Annotated in this window: 16 protein-coding genes and 1 pseudogene; 7 read left to right on the top strand and 10 right to left on the bottom strand. The window is 56.0% G+C overall.

The annotated features are described in order from the left end of the window. Nucleotides 1–151 precede the first annotated feature (151 nt). The 4 genes from SD961_RS13560 to yfaE all read left to right on the top strand — a co-directional run bounded on the left by SD961_RS13560 (nucleotide 152) and on the right by yfaE (nucleotide 4,393). Nucleotides 152–448, top strand: a complete 297-nt coding sequence (locus SD961_RS13560) for a hypothetical protein (protein WP_318790874.1) — start codon at nucleotides 152–154, stop codon at nucleotides 446–448. A 181-nt stretch (nucleotides 449–629) separates the two neighbouring features. Then, entirely contained in the window at nucleotides 630–2,915 is a 2,286-nt protein-coding gene (gene nrdA / locus SD961_RS13555; protein WP_306211634.1) for a class 1a ribonucleoside-diphosphate reductase subunit alpha, read from the top strand. An 85-nt stretch (nucleotides 2,916–3,000) separates the two neighbouring features. Continuing rightward, on the top strand, nucleotides 3,001–4,131 hold the full coding sequence (nrdB, locus tag SD961_RS13550; RefSeq protein WP_318790873.1) for a class Ia ribonucleoside-diphosphate reductase subunit beta: 1,131 nt from the start codon (nucleotides 3,001–3,003) through the stop codon (nucleotides 4,129–4,131). Between the two features lies 1 nt (nucleotide 4,132). Next, a complete protein-coding gene (yfaE, locus tag SD961_RS13545) occupies nucleotides 4,133–4,393 on the top strand; it encodes a class I ribonucleotide reductase maintenance protein YfaE (RefSeq protein ID WP_318790872.1) in 261 nt (86 codons plus the stop codon). Between the two features lie 82 nt (nucleotides 4,394–4,475). Here yfaE and SD961_RS13540 read toward each other — a convergent pair whose 3' ends face one another. Next, nucleotides 4,476–5,672: a nicotinamide mononucleotide deamidase-related protein YfaY gene (locus tag SD961_RS13540; RefSeq protein ID WP_318790871.1), complete on the bottom strand. Its 1,197-nt coding sequence runs from the start codon at nucleotides 5,670–5,672 to the stop codon at nucleotides 4,476–4,478. 218 nt (nucleotides 5,673–5,890) lie between these two features. Here SD961_RS13540 and SD961_RS13535 point away from each other — a divergent pair, with 218 nt between their 5' ends. Beyond that, nucleotides 5,891–7,330, top strand: a complete 1,440-nt coding sequence (locus SD961_RS13535; protein WP_318790870.1) for a catalase — start codon at nucleotides 5,891–5,893, stop codon at nucleotides 7,328–7,330. A gap of 131 nt (nucleotides 7,331–7,461) precedes the next feature. Here the strand turns inward: SD961_RS13535 and menE are convergent, their stop codons facing one another. From menE to SD961_RS13495, 8 genes and pseudogenes are all read right to left on the bottom strand, one after another. Beyond that, nucleotides 7,462–8,835, bottom strand: coding sequence for an o-succinylbenzoate--CoA ligase (gene menE / locus SD961_RS13530; RefSeq protein ID WP_318790869.1), 1,374 nt, complete (start codon nucleotides 8,833–8,835; stop codon nucleotides 7,462–7,464). After that, nucleotides 8,823–9,791, bottom strand: coding sequence for an o-succinylbenzoate synthase (gene menC, locus SD961_RS13525; RefSeq protein WP_318790868.1), 969 nt, complete (start codon nucleotides 9,789–9,791; stop codon nucleotides 8,823–8,825). Before menC ends, menE begins: the two co-directional genes overlap by 13 nt. After that, nucleotides 9,791–10,648: a 1,4-dihydroxy-2-naphthoyl-CoA synthase gene (gene menB, locus SD961_RS13520; protein WP_318790867.1), complete on the bottom strand. Its 858-nt coding sequence runs from the start codon at nucleotides 10,646–10,648 to the stop codon at nucleotides 9,791–9,793. Before menB ends, menC begins: the two co-directional genes overlap by 1 nt. Further along, nucleotides 10,645–11,421, bottom strand: coding sequence for a 2-succinyl-6-hydroxy-2,4-cyclohexadiene-1-carboxylate synthase (menH, locus tag SD961_RS13515; RefSeq protein ID WP_318790956.1), 777 nt, complete (start codon nucleotides 11,419–11,421; stop codon nucleotides 10,645–10,647). Before menH ends, menB begins: the two co-directional genes overlap by 4 nt. Before the next feature lie 98 nt (nucleotides 11,422–11,519). Continuing rightward, a pseudogene (gene menD, locus SD961_RS13510) lies at nucleotides 11,520–13,310 on the bottom strand (2-succinyl-5-enolpyruvyl-6-hydroxy-3-cyclohexene-1-carboxylic-acid synthase); the annotation flags it as partial. A gap of 50 nt (nucleotides 13,311–13,360) precedes the next feature. Beyond that, nucleotides 13,361–14,653: an isochorismate synthase gene (locus tag SD961_RS13505; RefSeq protein ID WP_318790866.1), complete on the bottom strand. Its 1,293-nt coding sequence runs from the start codon at nucleotides 14,651–14,653 to the stop codon at nucleotides 13,361–13,363. Between the two features lie 134 nt (nucleotides 14,654–14,787). After that, nucleotides 14,788–15,099, bottom strand: a complete 312-nt coding sequence (elaB, locus tag SD961_RS13500) for a stress response protein ElaB (protein ID WP_318790865.1) — start codon at nucleotides 15,097–15,099, stop codon at nucleotides 14,788–14,790. 191 nt (nucleotides 15,100–15,290) lie between these two features. Then, nucleotides 15,291–15,716 carry a VOC family protein gene (locus SD961_RS13495; protein ID WP_318790864.1) on the bottom strand — a complete coding sequence of 142 codons (426 nt, stop codon included), beginning with the start codon at nucleotides 15,714–15,716 and terminating at the stop codon, nucleotides 15,291–15,293. A 118-nt stretch (nucleotides 15,717–15,834) separates the two neighbouring features. Here SD961_RS13495 and SD961_RS13490 point away from each other — a divergent pair, with 118 nt between their 5' ends. Then, nucleotides 15,835–16,728 carry a LysR family transcriptional regulator gene (locus tag SD961_RS13490; RefSeq protein ID WP_318790863.1) on the top strand — a complete coding sequence of 298 codons (894 nt, stop codon included), beginning with the start codon at nucleotides 15,835–15,837 and terminating at the stop codon, nucleotides 16,726–16,728. Nucleotides 16,729–16,915: 187 nt separating this feature from the next. Next, nucleotides 16,916–18,574: a glucan biosynthesis protein gene (locus tag SD961_RS13485; RefSeq protein ID WP_318790862.1), complete on the top strand. Its 1,659-nt coding sequence runs from the start codon at nucleotides 16,916–16,918 to the stop codon at nucleotides 18,572–18,574. A 437-nt stretch (nucleotides 18,575–19,011) separates the two neighbouring features. Here the strand turns inward: SD961_RS13485 and SD961_RS13480 are convergent, their stop codons facing one another. Further along, complete coding sequence (locus SD961_RS13480; protein WP_318790861.1) at nucleotides 19,012–19,470, bottom strand: GNAT family N-acetyltransferase; 459 nt, start codon at nucleotides 19,468–19,470, stop codon at nucleotides 19,012–19,014. Nucleotides 19,471–19,553 lie beyond the last annotated feature (83 nt).

The following is a 19,553-nucleotide window of genomic DNA, read 5'->3' as shown; positions in this document are numbered from 1 at the left end:
GAGCAACCTGACAAAAGCGGACAAAAAATTTAATGGCTTGTTTTAACAGTTAACTATGCTGTTGCCTGAGATTCTGTTAAAGAGCTTTAGCCGCTCTCTTTCCTGATGAATTCCCCTGCTTCCCATAGCTCCCCTCCACGGAGTGGCCTTTATGCCGCTGGCACCAGCCTCTCTGACAGTCCCACTGTCAGATCGTGATCCTTCAGGCGGCATACCCGGTTCGCGGCAGGATAAAACGCACGTTAAATTCATTCCCTTTTGCAAACGCGGTAAAAAGTGGGTCGCTTCCGGCTCTTTTTTACGCAAAAAAATGGGCAATTTTTCAGGGCTGAACAAGAAACCCGCGCTTGATCAAATTTCTAAAAAAATAATCAATCTGTTGACATGGCCCCTGGCCCTTGAGAAACGCGGACTTAGGAAAACTGCCACGGCCCGATCAGCAATTTGATGTGAAAATCAAGCCTTGTTAACCCGGCAGAAATTACTAGAATACTCACCATATTGTTGTTCAAAATTCCATGACCCCCTATATGTAGTGTTTATCCACAGAGTTACGCACATCCGGACATTCTGTGTATAAACGGGGGATATTTTTTGTTTTCACCCTCACGGACAGGATATTACACGGCATGAATCAGAGTCTGCTTGTCACCAAACGCGATGGCCGCACCGAACGCATCAACCTCGATAAAATCCACCGCGTGCTGGACTGGGCTGCAGAAGGGCTGCACAACGTCTCTGTCTCCCAGGTAGAGCTTCGTTCTCATATCCAGTTCTACGAGGGCATGAAAACCTCTGATATCCATGAAACCATCATCAAGTCCGCTGCTGACCTGATCTCTCGCGATGCGCCTGACTATCAGTACATGGCGGCGCGCCTGGCCATCTTCCACCTGCGTAAAAAAGCCTACGGCCAGTTTGAACCGCCAAAGCTCTACGATCAGGTGAAGCGTATGGTCGATATGGGCAAATATGACAGCCATCTGCTGGAAGATTACAGCGCAGAAGAGTTCGAAGAGATGGACAGTTATATCGACCACTGGCGCGATATGAACTTCTCCTACGCGGCGGTGAAACAGCTTGAAGGTAAATACCTGGCGCAGAACCGCGTGACCGGGGATATTTACGAAAGCGCGCAGTTCCTCTATATCCTGGTGGCCGCCTGCCTCTTCTCCGGCTACCCGCGCGAAACGCGTCTGGACTACGTGAAGCGTTTCTATGATGCGATCTCTACTTTCAAAATCTCGCTGCCTACGCCAATCATGTCCGGCGTGCGCACCCCTACCCGCCAGTTCAGCTCCTGCGTGCTGATCGAGTGCGGCGACAGCCTGGACTCCATTAATGCCACCTCCAGCGCTATCGTGAAATACGTTTCACAGCGTGCAGGTATTGGCATTAACGCTGGCCGCATTCGTGCGCTGGGCAGCCCGATCCGGGGTGGGGAAGCTTTCCATACCGGCTGTATTCCTTTCTACAAACACTTCCAGACTGCGGTGAAGTCCTGCTCTCAGGGCGGCGTTCGTGGCGGTGCGGCCACGCTGTTCTATCCAATGTGGCACCTGGAAGTGGAAAGCCTGCTGGTTCTGAAAAATAACCGTGGCGTGGAAGGAAACCGTGTTCGTCATATGGACTACGGCGTCCAGATCAACAAACTGATGTATCAGCGCCTGTTGAAAGGTCAGGAGATCACGCTGTTCAGCCCTTCTGACGTACCAGGCCTGTATGACGCCTTCTTCGCCGATCAGGACGAGTTCGAGCGCCTTTACACCAAATATGAAGCTGATGACAGCATCCGTAAGCAGCGCGTGAAGGCCGTTGACCTCTTCTCGCTGATGATGCAGGAACGCGCCTCTACCGGCCGTATCTATATTCAGAACGTTGACCACTGCAATACCCACAGCCCGTTCGATCCCGCTATCGCACCGGTTCGTCAGTCCAATCTCTGCCTGGAGATTGCGCTGCCAACCAAGCCGATGATGGACGTCAACGATGAGAATGGGGAAATCGCTCTTTGTACGCTGTCAGCGTTTAACCTGGGCGCGATTGAGAGCCTGGACGATCTGGAAGAGCTGGCGACACTGGCCGTGCGTGCGCTGGATGCGCTGCTGGATTATCAGGATTACCCAATCCCGGCGGCAAAACGCGGCGCGATGGGCCGTCGTACACTGGGAATAGGCGTGATCAACTTCGCTTACTATCTGGCGAAGCATGGCGTTCGTTACTCCGACGGCAGCGCAAACAACCTGACCCACAAAACGTTCGAAGCTATTCAGTTCTATCTGCTGAAAGCCTCAAACGAGCTGGCGAAAGAGCAAGGTGCCTGCCCGTGGTTTAACGAAACCACCTATGCGCAGGGCATTCTGCCTATCGACACCTATAAGAAAGATCTCGATGCGATCAGTAACGAGCCGCTGCACCTGGACTGGGAAGCGCTGCGCGAAGAGATCAAAACCCACGGCCTGCGCAACTCAACGCTCTCTGCACTGATGCCGTCTGAGACCTCATCGCAGATCTCAAACGCCACTAACGGTATTGAGCCACCGCGCGGCCATATCAGCATCAAAGCATCGAAAGATGGCATTCTGCGTCAGGTTGTGCCTGAGTATGAGCGCCTGAAAGAGAGCTACGAGCTGCTGTGGGATATGCCAAACAACGACGGTTATCTGCAGCTGGTTGGCCTGATGCAGAAGTTTATCGACCAGGCTATCTCGTCGAACACCAACTACGACCCAACGCGTTTCGCCAACGGTCGCGTGCCGATGAAACAGCTGTTAAAAGATCTGCTTACCGCCTACAAATTTGGCGTAAAAACGCTCTACTATCAGAACACCCGTGACGGTGCAGAAGATACGCAGGAAGATATGGTGCCGTCCATTCAGGACGACGGCTGTGAAAGCGGCGCCTGCAAAATTTAAGCGTTAACTGTGGGGCGACGCCTGTCGCCTCCATCAATCATCTGTCAGGGCTGCTTTGCGCGGCCCGCTCTACGGATCACTATTCATGGCTTACACAACGTTTTCGCAAAACAAAAACAATCAGCTGGATGAACCGATGTTTTTCGGTCAGCCGGTCAATGTCGCCCGCTTCGATCAGCAGAAATATGAAATCTTTGAAAAGCTGATTGAAAAGCAGCTCTCCTTCTTCTGGCGCCCGGAAGAGGTGGATGTCTCACGCGATCGCATCGACTATCAGGGCCTGCCGGAACATGAAAAGCACATTTTCATCAGTAACCTGAAATATCAGACGCTGCTGGACTCCATTCAGGGGCGCAGCCCGAACGTGGCGCTGCTGCCGCTAATTTCCATCCCTGAGCTGGAAACCTGGATTGAAACCTGGGCGTTCTCTGAAACCATTCACTCACGCTCTTACACGCACATCATCCGTAATATCGTTAACGATCCGGCGATTGTATTTGATGATATCGTGACCAATGAGCAGATCCTGTCGCGCGCTAAAGATATCTCTGCCTATTACGACGATCTGATTGAGATGACCAATTACTGGCATCTGCTGGGTGAAGGTACGCATCAGGTCAACGGCAAAAGCGTTACCGTCAGCCTGCGCGCCCTGAAAAAACAGCTCTATATCTGCCTGATGAGCGTGAACGCGCTGGAAGCGATCCGCTTCTACGTCAGCTTTGCCTGCTCGTTTGCCTTTGCCGAGCGTGAGCTGATGGAAGGCAACGCCAAAATCATCAAGCTGATCGCCCGTGACGAAGCGCTGCACCTGACCGGTACCCAGCATATGCTGAACCTGCTGCGCAGCGGTGAAGACGATCCTGAGATGGCGGAGATCGCCCGTGAATGCCGCCAGGAGTGTTATGACCTGTTTGTACTCGCCGCCCAGCAGGAGAAAGAGTGGGCAGAATACCTGTTCCGTGACGGCTCCATGATCGGCCTGAATAAAGATATTCTGTGCCAGTATATTGAGTACATTACCAATATCCGTATGCACGCGGTGGGTCTGGATCTGCCGTTCAAAACGCGCTCTAACCCTATCCCGTGGATCAACTCCTGGCTGGTTTCTGACAACGTGCAGGTTGCTCCGCAGGAAGTTGAAGTCAGCTCCTATCTGGTGGGTCAGATTGACTCTGAAGTGGGTGAAAACGACTTCGACGACTTCCAGCTGTAAAATGGCCGGGTCACTCATCGTGTTGCGTGCTTCCGGCACGCAGCTGCAATGTGAGAAGGAGCACCCTTCGCTGCTGGACGCGCTGGAAGCCCATCAGATTTGCGTTGAGTACCAGTGTCGGGAAGGCTTCTGCGGCTCGTGCCGCACCCGACTGCTGAAGGGTGAAGTCAGCTACGCCGCCAAACCGCTGGCCTTCGTGCAGGATGATGAAATTCTCCCCTGCTGCTGCAAAGCCAACGGTGATATTGAACTGGAGATGTAGCGCTGCTTTTTTCTCGCAATTGCCATAAAAAATGCCCCCGACAGATTCTGCCGGGGGCATTTTTTTACCGGCCGATCCCGGCTCAATCTTTCAGCGTTTTCACCACATCAATCCAGCCGTGTCCGGTTGAAACGTCCATACCGTTAAGCCAGCGGCGCAGCATGTTCTGCGCCATCATTGCCACCGTATCCTGGCGGGTCTTCAGGCCATGACGGTTGACGTTAAACTTCACGCGCTGCGCCCAACTGCCTTCTGGAGTATGTAACGCAAAGCCCAGTTGCTCATCATAAATCCCGCCTACCAGCAGCGCCAGCGATGCGCCGGACGTGGCGGCAAGCTGCCTGCTGCGCTCGATCAGCGCCTGCAGAGACTCCTGCTGTGCAGGCAGCACGTTCCCCGCCGCCAGCGGCACTTGTGCCGAAGCAAGCTGCCAATGCAATAATCCGGCGGTAAACTGCTCGCTTACCGCAAGCGTGTAACCTTTTTCGCTCAGACGGCGTGCGAGCTGAGCGGGCAGCCCTTCCATCCCTTCAAAAATAGTGCTCTCGCCAGCAATTTCGCGCACCCGCTGCCAAAACTGCTCCATTTCAACCAGCTTAGAGGCAGGCCCGTTCAGCTTGAGTTCGATAATCGGCATGGAAGCGCGATAGCCCATCACCACCCCTTCCGGTAGCGGCAACGGCTCAATTTCGGCGGCCAGATCGCTCTCTCCGCGGCCAAAGGTAGTCAGTCGCAGGCAAACCGGGGGTTCCGGCAGGTCGAAACGGGCTTTCAGCCGCGGCAAAATTTGCTCTTCGACCATCACTTTGTATTCTGAGGGAACGCCAGGAGTGAAAAAAATCCAGCAGCGGTTCAGCTGCATCGCGAAGCCGCAGGCGGTACCGACCGGGTTATCCAGCATCTCGGCCCCTTCCGGAATTTCAGCCTGCTTGCGGTTGCTGTCAGCCATTTTCCGGCCCCGTTCGGCAAAAAAGGCCTCCATCTTCGCCAGCCATTGCTGGTGCATCACCAGTTTTACGCCCGCTGCTTTAGCCGCCGCGAGCGCACTGAGATCGTCGCTGGTAGGTCCCAACCCTCCGTTGACAATCAGCACGTCGGCGACTTTGCTGCGCTCGGTCAGCACCGTTACCAGCTCGTCAAGATTGTCTCCGGTGGTCTGGCGGCTGGTCATCGGCAGGCCATTTTCAAACAGCACCCCGGCAAGCCAGGCCGCGTTGGTATCCACAATCTGACCGTGCAGGACTTCATCGCCAGTTGCGAGCATTTCCACTCTTATCATGTTGTTCTCCAGTTCGGGCAGCGTCGGTTAACTGTATGAACAGACCCCGATAAACACAACGTCATTTTTAGCTCTGTTTTGTTTCAGAGATGGCAGCGATAGCCAGAGCCAGATTGCCGGGGATCGATCCGCCGGGGCACAATGGCAATAACAATAGAGAACACCAATTAATAACCATTCTTTTATAGCGTATATCTTACTCAAAAGAGAGATGCCCGATGATTAAAAAAGGACTGACTACCGCTGCTGGCGCACCCGTGGCCCACAACAATAACTCTATGACCGCCGGCCGCCGTGGCCCGATGCTGTTGCAGGATGTCTGGTTTCTGGAAAAATTAGCGCATTTTGATCGGGAAGTGATCCCGGAGCGCCGCATGCACGCCAAAGGCTCCGGGGCCTACGGGACTTTTACCGTGACTCAGGACATCACCCGCTTCAGCCGGGCCAAAATTTTCTCAGACATCGGCAAAAAAACGGATCTGTTTATGCGGTTCTCCACGGTTGCAGGTGAGCGCGGCGGCGCGGATGCAGAGCGCGATATCCGTGGTTTCTCAATGAAGTTTTACACTGAAGAGGGCAACTGGGATCTGGTGGGCAATAACACCCCGGTGTTCTATCTGCGCGATCCGATGAAGTTTCCCGATCTGAACCACGTGGTAAAGCGCGATCCGCGTACCAATCTGCGTAACCCAACCTATAAATGGGACTTTTTCTCCCAGCTTCCGGAGTCGCTGCACCAGTTGACCATTGATTTCAGCGACCGGGGACTGCCCACCTCCTACCGGCATATTCACGGCTTTGGCAGCCATACCTACAGCTTTATTAACGAGCAACTGGAGCGTTTCTGGGTGAAGTTCCACATGCGCTGCGAGCAGGGTATTGCCAACCTGATGGATGACGAAGCCGCGCTGTTAATTGGCCGGGACCGCGAAAGCTCACAACGCGATCTGTTTGAAGCCATTGAAAAAGGCAACTTCCCGCGCTGGAAATTCTTTGTGCAGGTGATGCCGGAAGCGGAAGCGTCGCAAACGCCTTATAACCCGTTTGATTTAACCAAAGTCTGGCCCCATGCGGATTATCCACTGATTGAAGTGGGTGAGTTTGAGCTGAACCGCAATCCCGATAACTACTTTGCCGAAGTGGAGCAGGTTGCAATGAGCCCGGCTAACGTGGTACCGGGCATCGGCTTTTCTCCGGACCGTATGTTGCAGGGCCGCCTCTTCTCCTATGGCGATGCCCACCGCTATCGCCTGGGCGTGAATCATCATCAGATCCCGGTGAATGCACCTAAATGCCCGTTCCATAACTATCACCGCGACGGCGCGATGCGCGTGGACGGCAACAGCGGCAACGGTGCAACCTACGAACCGAACAGCTTTAATGTTTTCCAGGAGCAGCCGGACTACAGCGAGCCGCCGCTGTCGCTGGAAGGGGCCGCCGACCACTGGAACCATCGCGAGGATGAAGATTACTTTACCCAGCCGCGCGCCCTCTTCAACCTGTTGGGCGAGGAAGAGCATCAGCGCATGTTTAAACGTATTGCAGGAGAACTGATTCAGATCCCTGAGTTTATCCAGCAGCGCCAGATCGCCTTGTTCCATCAGGTCGATCCCGCTTACGGCGCGGGTGTTGAGCGTGCGCTTGCAGAGCTGAAGTAAGAGCCTGAAAGTCAGGCTGAGGCTGTTTTACTCGGCACCCTGGCCGACGACAGAGGTCGTGATAAATAACTGAAACCAGGCTGTAGCCTGCGTCTCAGGCTGAAGCGGCATTGCCGTCTCGGGAAGGCGGCTTAATGCCGCCTTTTTTCCTGTTCAGCCACCCAGTTAATTAATGCCTGACGGGAGATCTTGATACCGCCGCTATCCAGATTTGGCAAAGTGTACCAGCGTTGCGGTCGCTGAAAGCCTGCCAGCCTGGTCGCTGCCCATTCTGCCAGAGCGGAGAGCGTCAGAGGCTCACGCATTGTCACCAGCGCAACCGGCCGGTGTCCATACTCGCTATCCTCAAGCGGTACAATAAAAGCCTGTGTTACCCCAGGATGCAGCATCAGAAGGGATTCAACCCACTCTGGCTGTATACCCTCACCTGCCGAGAAAAACTGGTTATCCAGGCGGCCCTTCAGTAGCAACTCATCCTCATTGATCTCTCCGCTGTCCTTCGTGGCAAACCAGCCCTGCGCATCGGTTAACCTTATCAGATTGCCATGCTGCCAGTAGCCGCAGGCAAGCGCGGGTGAACGCAGCTGGACCTCGCCTGCCACTATCCGCATATTGTGCCCTGGCAGCACCCGGCCCACGCCAGGACGCCCGTCCGCCCGCTTAGCGGCCACGGTGGAGGCCGTTTCCGTCATGCCGTAACCGCACCAGCAGGCGATCCCCCGCGCCCCGGCCTGCTCTGTCAACGCTTCTGGTATTGCCGCTCCGCCCAGCAGGACGCTATGGAGCGTTGCTGGCAGCGATGGGCGTTGCAGCAGTCGCCATAACTGTGCGGGCACCAGCGAGGCGAAGGTGCAGGTTTCCAGCGCCTGATGCAGGGGCAGCTCCCCTACTATCCCCAGCCCGGCACCGCTCAGCAACCAGCGCCAGACGATGCCCTGCCCGGAAACATGGTAAAGCGGCAACGAAAGCAGCCAGCTCTCTTCAGAGGTGAAATTGAGTGCGCTCACCACGCCAGCGGCGCTGGCAAGATGGGCGCTGAAGGTATGGGCAGCGGCTTTCGGCAGACCGCTGGAACCAGAGGTCAGGGTAAGCGTGGCAATCTGTTGCGCATTCCAGCTATAGCGGGCCTGAAAGGGCAGCGAACGTAAGGTCAGCGCTGTCAGCGACGGCAGAGATGCGCCCTCCAGCGACAGGGCAAACTCACAATTCAACGCAGGCAACAGAGCCATTAATTGTACTGTCGGAAGCTGAGGATTGAGCGGCAATACCCGTGCTCCACATTGCAGCAGTGCGAGGTAAGCCAACAGCCCCTGCTGACTGCTTTTCGCTTTCAGCACCACGCCACACCCCTGATCTACGCCCTGTAGCATAAACCCCGCAGCCAGCCGTTCAATCTGCACGGCCAGATCCGCCCAGGTAAGCCTCTGCTTCTCATTGATCAGCGCAATCTGCTGAGGTTTACGCTCTGCCCAGTAGCGCCAGGGCCATTCTGTTACTGCCGCCATACGCACTCCAGCTGGCCGGGTGCAAGCACGGGAAGCGTGCAATCGGGCCAGCTACGCACCAGCTGATGCTGCATCATAGCCAGCGTATCCAGCCCTGGGGTGACGTCAGGAGTGAGCCAGTGTGCGATACGGGCCAGCTGAGATAACCCGAGGCTGGACTCCAGCGACGAGCTAATCACCGCTTTCAGCCCCGCCTGGTGAGCCTGAGCGATCAGCTGGCGCACTTTGGTGAGGCTCCCTGTCAGCGTCGGCTTAATGACAATGGCCCTGACGCCCGGCTCGCCCAGTGGCCGGAACCCCGTTTCTCTGGCGCTTTCATCCCAACCCAGCGCGATACCTGTTTCTGCCGAGAAACGCAGAGAGTCAACCGGAGTGCGGCAAGGCTCTTCAAGGAAAGCGATGCGGGGACGCAGCTCGACAGCAACAAAGCGGGCAAAATTGAGCGCCTTCTCCAGCGTCCAGCTACGGTTAGCGTCCAGCCGCAGAGTTAACGTGGGCAGCGCCTCCAGCAGCAGATTGACCATTATGCCATCGCGCACCGGTTCACAGAGGCCAACCTTCATTTTTGCCAGCGGGTTAGCCTGCTGTTGCAGGCGCAGAAGCAGTTCATCGGGATCTCCCGTGCACAGTATCGCGCTGTGGTAACTGCCCTCTGCTGGCAGCGTTGCTGAAAGCTCCGCCAGCGCACAGCTCAGACCAAAGGCGACCGAAGGTAAAAGACTCTCCACCGGCTGCCTGCCTGCGCACCACGACGCCAGCCAGGTAACAGTTTCTCTGTGCGCTTCTGCCACGGTTTCCTGACTAAAGCCGGGCAGAGGGGCAATTTCCCCCCATCCCTGTCGGGTGCCGCTGCTCAGCCTGACCAGCAGGCCGCTACGGGTTTTAAGCCGCCTGTCACGTAAAACCACACCGGCTTCAAGGGGGATCTCCCAGGCAAATACCTCCGCGCCGCGCATCAGGGATTACGCTTAAATTTGCTGAAATCTGGCGGACGCTTCTGGTTAAACGCGTTTCGGCCTTCCTGCCCCTCTTCGGTCATATAGAACAGCATCGTAGCATTGCCCGCCAGCTCCTGTAGCCCCGCCTGACCATCACAATCTGCGTTCAGCGCCGCCTTCAGGCAGCGAAGCGCCATCGGGCTGTTCTGCAGCATCTCGCGGCACCAGCGCACCGTTTCTCGCTCCAGCTCAGCCAGCGGCACCACAGTATTGATCAGCCCCATCTCCAGTGCCTGCTGTGCGTTATACATCCGGCACAAGAACCAGATCTCACGGGCTTTTTTCTGTCCGACAATACGCGCCATATAGGCCGCACCCCATCCACCGTCAAACGACCCGACTTTCGGGCCTGTCTGACCAAACTGCGCATTATCTGCGGCAATGGTTAAGTCGCACAGCATATGCAGCACATGGCCGCCGCCCACGGCGTAGCCCGCTACCATCGCCACCACCGGTTTCGGGCAGGTGCGGATCTGGCGCTGAAAATCCAGTACGTTCAGGTGATGAACCCCCGAGGCGTCCAGGTAACCACCGTAGTCACCCCGCACCTTCTGGTCGCCACCGGCACAAAAGGCCTCATCGCCCTGCCCGGTTAAAATAATTACCCCAATCTGCTCATCGAGACGGGCATCCTGTAGCGCCGTCAGCATCTCCTTCACCGTTTGCGGCCGGAAAGCGTTGCGCACCTCAGGCCGGTTAAGGGTGATTTTTGCGATGCCGTCTGCGGATTTATGGTAATGAATGTCGCTGAAAGCCTGGCCGAAATTGAGCCATTCAATCGGGGCGGAAAGCAGCTGTTGATCGGGATAAATCATCGGAGTTCCTCAGGAGTAAGCCGCTGCGCCAGTTGATGGGCAAAGGCGGAGGGGTTGGCACGGTGGGCATTGTGGCCTGCACCAGGTATCAGCTCACAAGGGAGTGAAGCCTGAGCCGCCAGCTGTTGAAATTTGCGGTCCTGCTCACCACAAAAATAGTGAAACGGCACGGAGAGTCGGTGCAGTTCGGGTAGCAGCCAGGGCTGCTTTGCCAGAGAGGTTGCTGATAACATTGCTGCTACCGCTGCGCCATGATTATGCCGCCGTTCAGCAATCAGCGAGGCGCGTTGATACGTGGTGAGCGTGGCAAAGACCGGCTGCTGATACCAGGCCTCAAGCGTGTGGAGCAGAGGCTGCTCGCGGAAACGCCTGGCCCAGCGGTTATCCTGTTCCAGCCTGAGTGCTCTCTGTTCAGAGCAGTAAAGACCGGGATGCCCTCCCTCCACGACCACACCTTCAAGCCCCCTCTCTGCATGGCGGCAGGCGTAGTAGATCGCCAAACGTCCGCCAAGGGAGTAGCCAATCAGCCAGTAGCGCCGGACACGATGATAACGGAGCGTATGGCTTAGCGCGGCGGACAGCGCCTCAAAGCCGTTGGTAAACTGCCCCTGAGAGCCGCCGTGCCCTGGCAAATTGATACTCAACTGGGGCCTTTTGCCCATCAGGGATTGCACCTCCCGCCACTCTTCAGCATCGCCAAGCAGCCCATGCAACCAGACCAGCACCGGTTCCGATCCGCTATGCTTGCCCTGCCAGTGCGCATGCAGGATCATTGCCATTCCCCCTTCCCGGCGTCTGCCAGAGTCCGGGTCCGATCGGCATGATTTGTTTGCGATTTATTATGCGCCAGCTCACCGTGCCAGCCCTGCGCCAGGCTTCTGGCGCCCGCGGCGTCGGCTACCTGCAACTCGATCAGCGTTGCACCACCTTGCCACCCCTGTGTCAGGGCATTCTTTAGCGACTGCCACCCATCAGGCCGGTAATAAGCCAGCCCAAACAGCCGTGCGGCGGCGGAAAAATCGACCTGCTGCGGCATCGAAAAGTAGCGTTCCCGTTCCGTTTCCGGCGTAGGTAACAGCGAAAAAATCTGGCCGCCGTGGTTATTGATAACGATCACGACCACCGGGCCGGGGGAGTTTTGCAGCAGCGCCAGGCTGTTTACATCATAAAGCGCAGAGATATCGCCGATCACCGCCAGCAATGGCCTGTTGCCGCCACGCTGTACGCCCGCCGCTGTTGCGATCAGTCCATCAATACCGCTGGCGCCCCGGTTGGCAAACACCGGATAGCCTGCGGGAAGCTGAGCATAACTATCCACCAACCGGATAGTCAGGCTGTTACCAAGGAACAGTACGCCCTGTTTCGGGAGCAAAGCAGGCAAGCGCTGCGCCAGGCCAACCTCACTCAGCACAGAGTGGCAGGATGCTTCCGGTTCTGGCGCTGGTTCAGCTTCAGCGAAAGCGGGCTGGCAATATACTCCTCCCTCTGCTGCAACAGCCTGACTGAATTCATCGGAAGCGGGCTGGCTAAGCCCTGCCCGCTGCGCCGTTAATTGAGCTTGATCGGTTTCACCGGAAGCGGGCTGGCAGGATGCTGAGCAGTCGGCCACCAGCGAACGCAATTCAGGACACCACTCAGGCTGTTCCAGCGCGGGATGGGCTGCAAGCCAGGGTTGGATCTCAGCCTGAATACGGCAGCCGCGAAGATGAGCGGGATCCCGTCTGCCCGGCATCGCTTCCACCAGCCAGTACGCCACCGGCTGGCATAGCGACAGCCAGTTCAGAATGGCTTTGCCGACAAGATGGCTGCCAAACTGCACCACAATTTCCACCCCGGAAAGCCAGTTAACCGCACGGGGGTCGGAAAGCCAGCGTGAGACGTAAGGCAGCGGCTGCCCTGTTTGCGACTGTACATCAGCAAGCAACGGCCAGCCCAAACGGCTTGCCCATGCGGCAACGGCCCTCCCCTCTTCCGCACGCATTTTTCCGGCAATCACCACGCCCCGCTTTTGCCGCCAGCTGGGCCAGTCGCTGTTAACCGGCGTTTGCGTTGCACAAGTGTGTTCAAGCCAGGGCCGTTGCTCCTGCCACCATTTTCCAAGGCCGGCGTGCCAGCTCTTATAAGCAGCAGGATCGCCGCCATAAAGCGGTTCGGCAAAAGGACAATTGATCTGCACTGCGCCAGAGGTCTGCTGGCTTAACACTGAATCAATAGCTGACACCAGCCAGCGGGCAGGAATATCAGCGGTCGGGCGCGGGAGGTTAAGCGTAGCGGCATGGCTGGCAAACAGCCTCGTCTGCTCAATGGCCTGATTTGCCCCGCAGTCGATCAATTCTGGCGGGCGGTCTGCGCTGAGGACGATCAGCCGCTCGCCGGTGAGCCTGGCTTCAATGATAGCGGGATAGAGATTGGCAACGGCCGTGCCGGAGGTCACGATAAGGGCCACCGGCTCTGCGGTAGATTTTGCCAGCCCCAGCGCCAGATGGCCCAGACCGCGTTCGTCAAAGTGGGTATGGCAAACCAGCCGGGTATGACCAGCAGCGGCAAGCGTTAGGGGCGCAGAGCGCGAACCCGGAGCGATACAAATATGGCGCACCTGATGACGCGTCACGGCTTCAAGTATCACCTCCGCCCAGCGGCGGTTAAAGGTACTGTGTGACATATCCCACTCCTGAGCAAAGCAGGCACCAGTATAAAAGAGCTAAGTACAGCTCAATTTGATTTGGGGCAGGATCCCCCCGCAATTTCTACCCCGGCCAGACTTGCCAGGCCCGAAGCCTTCTGGTTGATCTCCTGCCACTCCAGGTCTGCTTCAGAACCGGCCACGATTCCTGCGCCGGCAAAGAAGCGCACGCTACTTTTTTCCACCCAGGCTGAGCGTAAAGCCACGGAGAATTCGCTTTCTCCGGCTGAAAGCCATCCCACAGAACCGGCATACCAGTTACGTGAAAAAGGTTCATGGCGATGAATGAAGTTTAAAGCCGCCTTGCGGGGAAGCCCGGCGACCGCTGCGGTGGGCTGTAGCTGTTGCAGGATCTGCTTATCGTCCGGCTGGTGCAACCTGGCCTGGATCTCACGACGAAGATGCTGGACCTTACGCAGACGAACAATCTGCGCCGGAGCAACATCCAGCCCCTGGGTCACAGCGTGCAGTCGCTGGCAGATATCCTCCACAACGAGGCCATTCTCACGCCTGTTTTTCTCATCAGCAAGCAGCGCTTCGGCCCACAAAGAGGCCTGTAGCGCATCCTTGCTGTTTTCACAGGTTCCGGCCAGCGCCTCTGTTCTCAGCGCCAGCCCCTGACGGTGATAAAGCCGCTCCGGGCTGGAGCCAACAAAAGCCTGGTGGGGGCTTAGCGCCAACAGAAAGTGATAACAGTGATGATTGACCTCACGGCTGGCGGCCAGCAGAGAGTGTGGGGAGAGAGGCTCGGGAAAACTGACGTTGGTGGCGCGGGCCAGCACCACTTTCTCCAGCTCGCCAGCTTTGATTGCCTGAAGCGCCAGCGCCACGCTCTCTCTCCAGCCTTGTTTGTCGGGAGAATGCTGGCAGGCAGATGGGCAAGCGGGCAGTGCGGGGAGCGGCACGGCGGGCTGGAGTGTGGAGAGGAGACGCAGTGTGGCTTGCGCCTGCTGACAGAGATCGCCACAAAGGAAAACGTTCAACCTCTCTCTGCGCCACAGCAAGCGGGGTAAAAAGAGATAACATCGTTGCAGGGCAAATTCATTGACGCCAACCAGGCAACCTGCGTCGGGCAGGGTGTTGAGCAGCCGGGCAGCCTGAGCCAGCGTTTCAGCGCGCACTACCTCGCCCAGAGCAATCAACGTTTCGTTCCCTTCTCTGGCCTGCCAGTAAAATTGTGGCCAGAGAGACTGAGCAGCCAGCCAGGCTAAAGCTTCGCTGGATGAACCCGCCGCAGCAGAAAGATGCAGGAAACCCTGCTGACCAGGGGAGACGGCATGAAGCTGCCTTTGCAGCTGGTGCAGAGCGAAAGAGAGCGGCATTACGGCGTCCGGAGAGAGCAGAATTTCTCCAGTTTAGCGGGGGAACAGATTCTCTGTTTTGATCTGGGCTAACTTGCCCACAAGCACAACGGGCGCCCCGAAGGACGCCCGTTGCTTATGACTGATGCAAAGCCTTAACGGCGTGCCAGCAACAGCCCCACAACCAGCCCCAGAGTGGCGCCAACGCCAATTCCCTGCCACGGCTTTTCGTGCACGTATTCATCTGCCCGGTAAGCAACTTGTTTCGCACGAACATAATAAGTGTCGGTCGCGTTGCTGACGCGGGATTTCACGTCGTTCAACGAGGCTTCTGCTTTGGCTTTCAGGTCGAGATATTTTTGATCTGCCGGATCGCCGGAGGATTTCAGAACATCTTCCAGCGTTTGCGTCAGCAGCGCCAGGTCGTCATCCAGGCGGTTCTCTTCAGGTGCGATTGTTGTAGCCATAACATCTCCTTGTGCGAATAAAATTCTCCATTAACTATAGACACTATTTGCCAGCCTGCCCGCGAACCTTTCCAGGAATTGCCTGATAATGCTGCTGTTAAGGCGCAAAACCCAAAAACCGGTCACCACGACCGGCGACCATGAAGCGCTCTTTGTAACAGGATGCCCGAAGAAGAGCGTCCGGGGCGAGGTTACTTCGCAAACATCCGGCTGATATCTTTAAAAGCTTTGAACTCCAGCGCATTGCCGCAGGGATCGAAGAAAAACATTGTCGCCTGCTCACCCACCTGCCCTTTGAAACGGATATAAGGCTCAATCTCAAATTTGATCTGGAAATCACGCAGGCGCGCCGCCAGCTGCTCCCACTCTTCCCAGCTCAGCACCAGCCCAAAATGGGGAACGGGTACGCCGTGGCCATCAACATGGTTAGTATGCACGGCATCCTGCGCTGCGGTTTTTGGTGCCTGATGGATCACTAACTGGTGACCATAAAAATCGAAATCTACCCACTGCTCGCTGGAGCGTCCTTCCGGAAGATTGAACACGGTGCCGTAGAAATGGCGCGCAGCGGCGAGGTCATGCACGGGTATTGCCAGATGAAACGGGCTAAGAGCCATTGAATTCTCCGGTAGCGGATAAAGGACGAGATGTTTGTCTATTCTTAGCGATAATATTTTTTATGAAAAGCGAATATCTTTACAATGAATCAACAATTTTTTTGCGGAATCGGTCGTTATGCTGCGTGAAATTAAAACCTTTGTTGCCGTCAGCCAGTTTGGCACTTTTGCCGCCGCCGGGCAGCAGACTGGCCTGACACAGTCTGCCGTCAGCGCACAAATGCGAACGCTGGAGAATGCGCTCGGCATCAGGCTGTTTGACCGCTCGGGCCGCGCCGTGGCGCTTAACGCCGAAGGCGTTCGTATCCTGCCGATGGCCCGGGAGATGCTGGCGCTTTTTTCCCGCATGGCGCAGCCGGAGGATCTTGTGGACTATCGCGGTGCTATCAAGATAGGGGCCATCTCTTCGGTGCAAACGGGTTTACTGCCAGCGGTACTGGTTAGCGTGCATCAGCAGGCGCCAGCGCTGGAAACCAAGCTTATTCCCGGCGTCTCCTCCAGTTTGCTGACGCAGGTGGATGCCGGAAATATCGATTTAGCGGTGATCATCAAACCCAGCTTTGCGCTGACTAAAGATCTCTATGCCGAGACGCTGCAGAAAGAGCCTTACGTGCTGATTACGCCGCCCGACGTGAGCGGTGATAACGCATTAGATCTGATCCGCCAACATCCCTTTATCCGTTACGACCGCTCTTCATTTGGCGGCAGAATGGTCAGCCAGTTTCTGCGTGAGCAGCGGCTGGAGCCGCAGCTGGCGCTGGAAATTGATGAAATTGATGCCATCGTCAAAATGGTAGAAATGCGCCTTGGCGTTGCGCTTGTGCCTTTGGCTGGCCTCTGGCGCGACCGTCCGGCTAACGTACGCATCATCCCGCTGGCCGGGCTGACTTTTTATCGCGAACTGATCGTGGTGATGCGTCATGCAAACCGCCAGGCCCCTTTGCATAAGTTTATTACCGACAGGCTTCGTCATCACGCTGCTTCCCCCCTTCAGCTGCCAGCAGTGGAGTGAATAAGCTGCGGTTTCACAGGAATGCACTGCTTTTGCCGGATTTATCTGATAAATTTTTGCTGAAATGAATTTTTACACCCACAAGCTGTCGTAACTCCCTGTGACCTGTGTCACATCCGGGTAAAGCAGAGTGTAACTACACGATAGTCTCTACCAACTCCGTTCAGCAAAGGGAATGACTTCTGGCATGAATCGAAGAATGTTTATGAAAGCGTCAATGGCTTTCGCTACGGTAAGCGGTATGTCCGGTTTATCTACGCTGTTTGCACAGGCAGCCTGGGCAGATACCGATATCGCCGACGGCTCTGCTAAGCGGTTTGATTTTAACGTGCTGAAGCAGATGGCGGCCGACTTAGCCAAAAAACCCTACGGTGGCGCGCCAGCTCCGCTGCCAGAAACCCTGGCCACCCTGACGCCGCAGGCTTATAACGAAATTCAGTACGACGCCAGTCACTCGCTGTGGAACGATATTCCTGACCGTGAGCTTGACGTTCAGTTCTTCCACGTTGGTATGGGCTTTAAGCGCCGTCTGCGCATGTTCTCAGTGGATGCCGCAAGCCGCGAAGCGCGTGAAATTCACTTCCGTCCGGAGTTGTTCAACTATCACAACGCCAGAGTGGACACCAAACAGCTGGAAGGCAAAACCGATTTAGGCTTTGCTGGTTTCCGCGCCTTTAAAAAGCCTGAGCTGGCGAGCCGGGATATCGTCTCCTTCCTGGGCGCAAGCTACTTCCGCGCAGTGGATGAGACCTATCAGTACGGTCTCTCCGCTCGCGGCGTGGCGATCGATACCTTCAGCAACGGCAAAGAAGAGTTCCCGGACTTTACCGCCTTCTGGTTTGAAACACCCAAGGCCGGTGACACCACCTTTACCGTTTACACGCTGCTGGATGGCGCAAGCTGCACGGGTGCCTTCAAATTCATCATTCATTGTGAAGAGAAGCGCGTGGTAATGGAGGTGGAAAACCACCTTTATGCCCGTAAAGATATCGATCAGCTCGGCATCGCGCCAATGACCACCATGTTCAGCTGCGGCAACAATGAGCGCCGCATGTGCGACACCATCCACCCGCAAATTCACGACTCCGACCGTCTGGCGATGTGGACCGGCATGGGAGAATGGATCTGCCGTCCGCTGAATAATCCTCAGCGTCTGACCTACAACGCTTACCAGGATGAAAATCCTCGCGGTTTCGGCATGCTACAGCTAAACCATGACTTCCAGGATTATCAGGATGTGATTGGCTGGTATAACAAGCGTCCAAGTCTGTGGGTGGAACCCGTTGGCAAATGGGGTAAAGGCGCCATCAACCTGATGGAGATCCCCACCACTGGTGAAACGCTGGATAATATTGTCTGCTTCTGGCGTCCGTCAGAAGCGATCAAAGCAGGCAGTGAGCACAGTTTCAGCTACAAGCTTTACTGGAGTGGCCTGCCACCGGTTCGCAGCGGCTTATCCCGCGTGAATGCCACCCGCACCGGCATGGGCGGCTTCCCGGAAGGCTGGGCGCCGGGTGAACACTATCCCGATGTCTGGGCCCGCCGTTTTGCGGTGGACTTTGTGGGGGGCGATCTGAAAGCAGCCGCGCCGAAAGGCATTGAGCCGGTGATCACCACCACCTCCGGTACCATTAAGCAGGTTGAGATCCTCTACGTTGAACCTGTTGATGGCTACCGTATTTTGTTTGACTGGTATCCGGATAGCGACTCGACCGAGCCGGTGAATCTGCGCCTGTTCCTGCGCACTAAAGATGAAACGCTGAGCGAAACGTGGCTCTATCAGTACTTCCCGCCACCGCCAGATAAACGCAAATATGTTGATGACCGGCAGATGACTGCCGGGTAAATCAATCAGGGTGAGGAGCATCTCCTCACCCTTTTTTACTTTCTCGCCAGTAACCCCCTTGTTCTGCTTTCAATCTGCCTGGCTGCGGGTCCTGTTCGGGTTTAGCTTCAAAGATCGGTGAATTGCTTTTTTTGTTTAAGGTCTTCAGCACGGATAAAAAGCGGCACAATCCAGACGAGTAGCCAACTTAAGGGCTGATTTGAAAAAGTGCAGGATCAGTACGTAAAAGTGGGGAGCGTCTCCGCCTCGGGTGCAACCAGCGCAGCTGACGCATGCTGAGCTATCCAAAATGGCTGATGATAAAGGAGGCGATATTTTTGTGCTGACATCCGGCAATACTCATAACAAATGCATGGTACGGCCGATATCTATAAGAAGCGTTAACAGCCAGTAGTCTGTCAACATTACTCATCTTGCGGTGACGGATGTTGACCCCACTATTTTGCAGCACGCACCATATCAACATGGGGAATATTATCCTCAAGGTAGATATCACTGACTGCCCGGAAGCCAAAGCGACCATAGAATTCCTGAAGATGGGCCTGCGCAGAAAGGAAAATTTTGTGCTGCGGCCAGTAGTGTTCACAGCAGGCGATCGCCTGTTCCATCAGCCGGTTTCCCAGGCTTAATCCTCGCGCCTCGCTTGCGACAATCACCCGGCCAATTTTTACCGGTTTCTCCAGCGATTCCGGCGCAAGTATCCGCGCATATGCCAGCAGTTGATGATCAAAAACCGCCAGCAGATGCCGGTTTTCACCCGCTAAATCAGCCCCATCCAGATCCTGATAAGGGCAATTTTGCTCGACGATAAATACCGCGTTGCGCAGAGCCATAATCTGATAAAGCTGCGTGACGCTGAGGTCGCTGTGATGCAGATCCTGCCAGTACACTTCCATTTAGGTTGCCCCGCTCTTCGCTGGTTTTAATTAAGCCAAAAAAAACGGGCTCCAGTGAGCCCGTTTATCACTTACCCTGTAGC

The sequence above is a fragment of the Erwinia sp. MMLR14_017 genome (assembly GCF_033657285.1).
Classification (GTDB): domain Bacteria; phylum Pseudomonadota; class Gammaproteobacteria; order Enterobacterales; family Enterobacteriaceae; genus Erwinia.
This window is presented reverse-complemented; position numbering and strand designations above follow the sequence as displayed.

Coding starts and splice junctions, on each gene's coding strand:
- yfaE (WP_318790872.1), top strand. CDS start 4,133: ATGGCCGGGTCACTCATCGTGTTGCGTGCTTCCGGCACGCAGCTGCAA.
- SD961_RS13540 (WP_318790871.1), bottom strand. CDS start 5,672: ATGATAAGAGTGGAAATGCTCGCAACTGGCGATGAAGTCCTGCACGGT.
- SD961_RS13535 (WP_318790870.1), top strand. CDS start 5,891: ATGATTAAAAAAGGACTGACTACCGCTGCTGGCGCACCCGTGGCCCAC.
- SD961_RS13490 (WP_318790863.1), top strand. CDS start 15,835: ATGCTGCGTGAAATTAAAACCTTTGTTGCCGTCAGCCAGTTTGGCACT.
- SD961_RS13505 (WP_318790866.1), bottom strand. CDS start 14,653: ATGCCGCTCTCTTTCGCTCTGCACCAGCTGCAAAGGCAGCTTCATGCC.
- SD961_RS13495 (WP_318790864.1), bottom strand. CDS start 15,716: ATGGCTCTTAGCCCGTTTCATCTGGCAATACCCGTGCATGACCTCGCC.
- SD961_RS13560 (WP_318790874.1), top strand. CDS start 152: ATGCCGCTGGCACCAGCCTCTCTGACAGTCCCACTGTCAGATCGTGAT.
- nrdB (WP_318790873.1), top strand. CDS start 3,001: ATGGCTTACACAACGTTTTCGCAAAACAAAAACAATCAGCTGGATGAA.
- nrdA (WP_306211634.1), top strand. CDS start 630: ATGAATCAGAGTCTGCTTGTCACCAAACGCGATGGCCGCACCGAACGC.
- menE (WP_318790869.1), bottom strand. CDS start 8,835: ATGGCGGCAGTAACAGAATGGCCCTGGCGCTACTGGGCAGAGCGTAAA.
- menH (WP_318790956.1), bottom strand. CDS start 11,421: ATGATCCTGCATGCGCACTGGCAGGGCAAGCATAGCGGATCGGAACCG.
- menB (WP_318790867.1), bottom strand. CDS start 10,648: ATGATTTATCCCGATCAACAGCTGCTTTCCGCCCCGATTGAATGGCTC.
- SD961_RS13480 (WP_318790861.1), bottom strand. CDS start 19,470: ATGGAAGTGTACTGGCAGGATCTGCATCACAGCGACCTCAGCGTCACG.
- menC (WP_318790868.1), bottom strand. CDS start 9,791: ATGCGCGGCGCGGAGGTATTTGCCTGGGAGATCCCCCTTGAAGCCGGT.
- SD961_RS13485 (WP_318790862.1), top strand. CDS start 16,916: ATGAATCGAAGAATGTTTATGAAAGCGTCAATGGCTTTCGCTACGGTA.
- elaB (WP_318790865.1), bottom strand. CDS start 15,099: ATGGCTACAACAATCGCACCTGAAGAGAACCGCCTGGATGACGACCTG.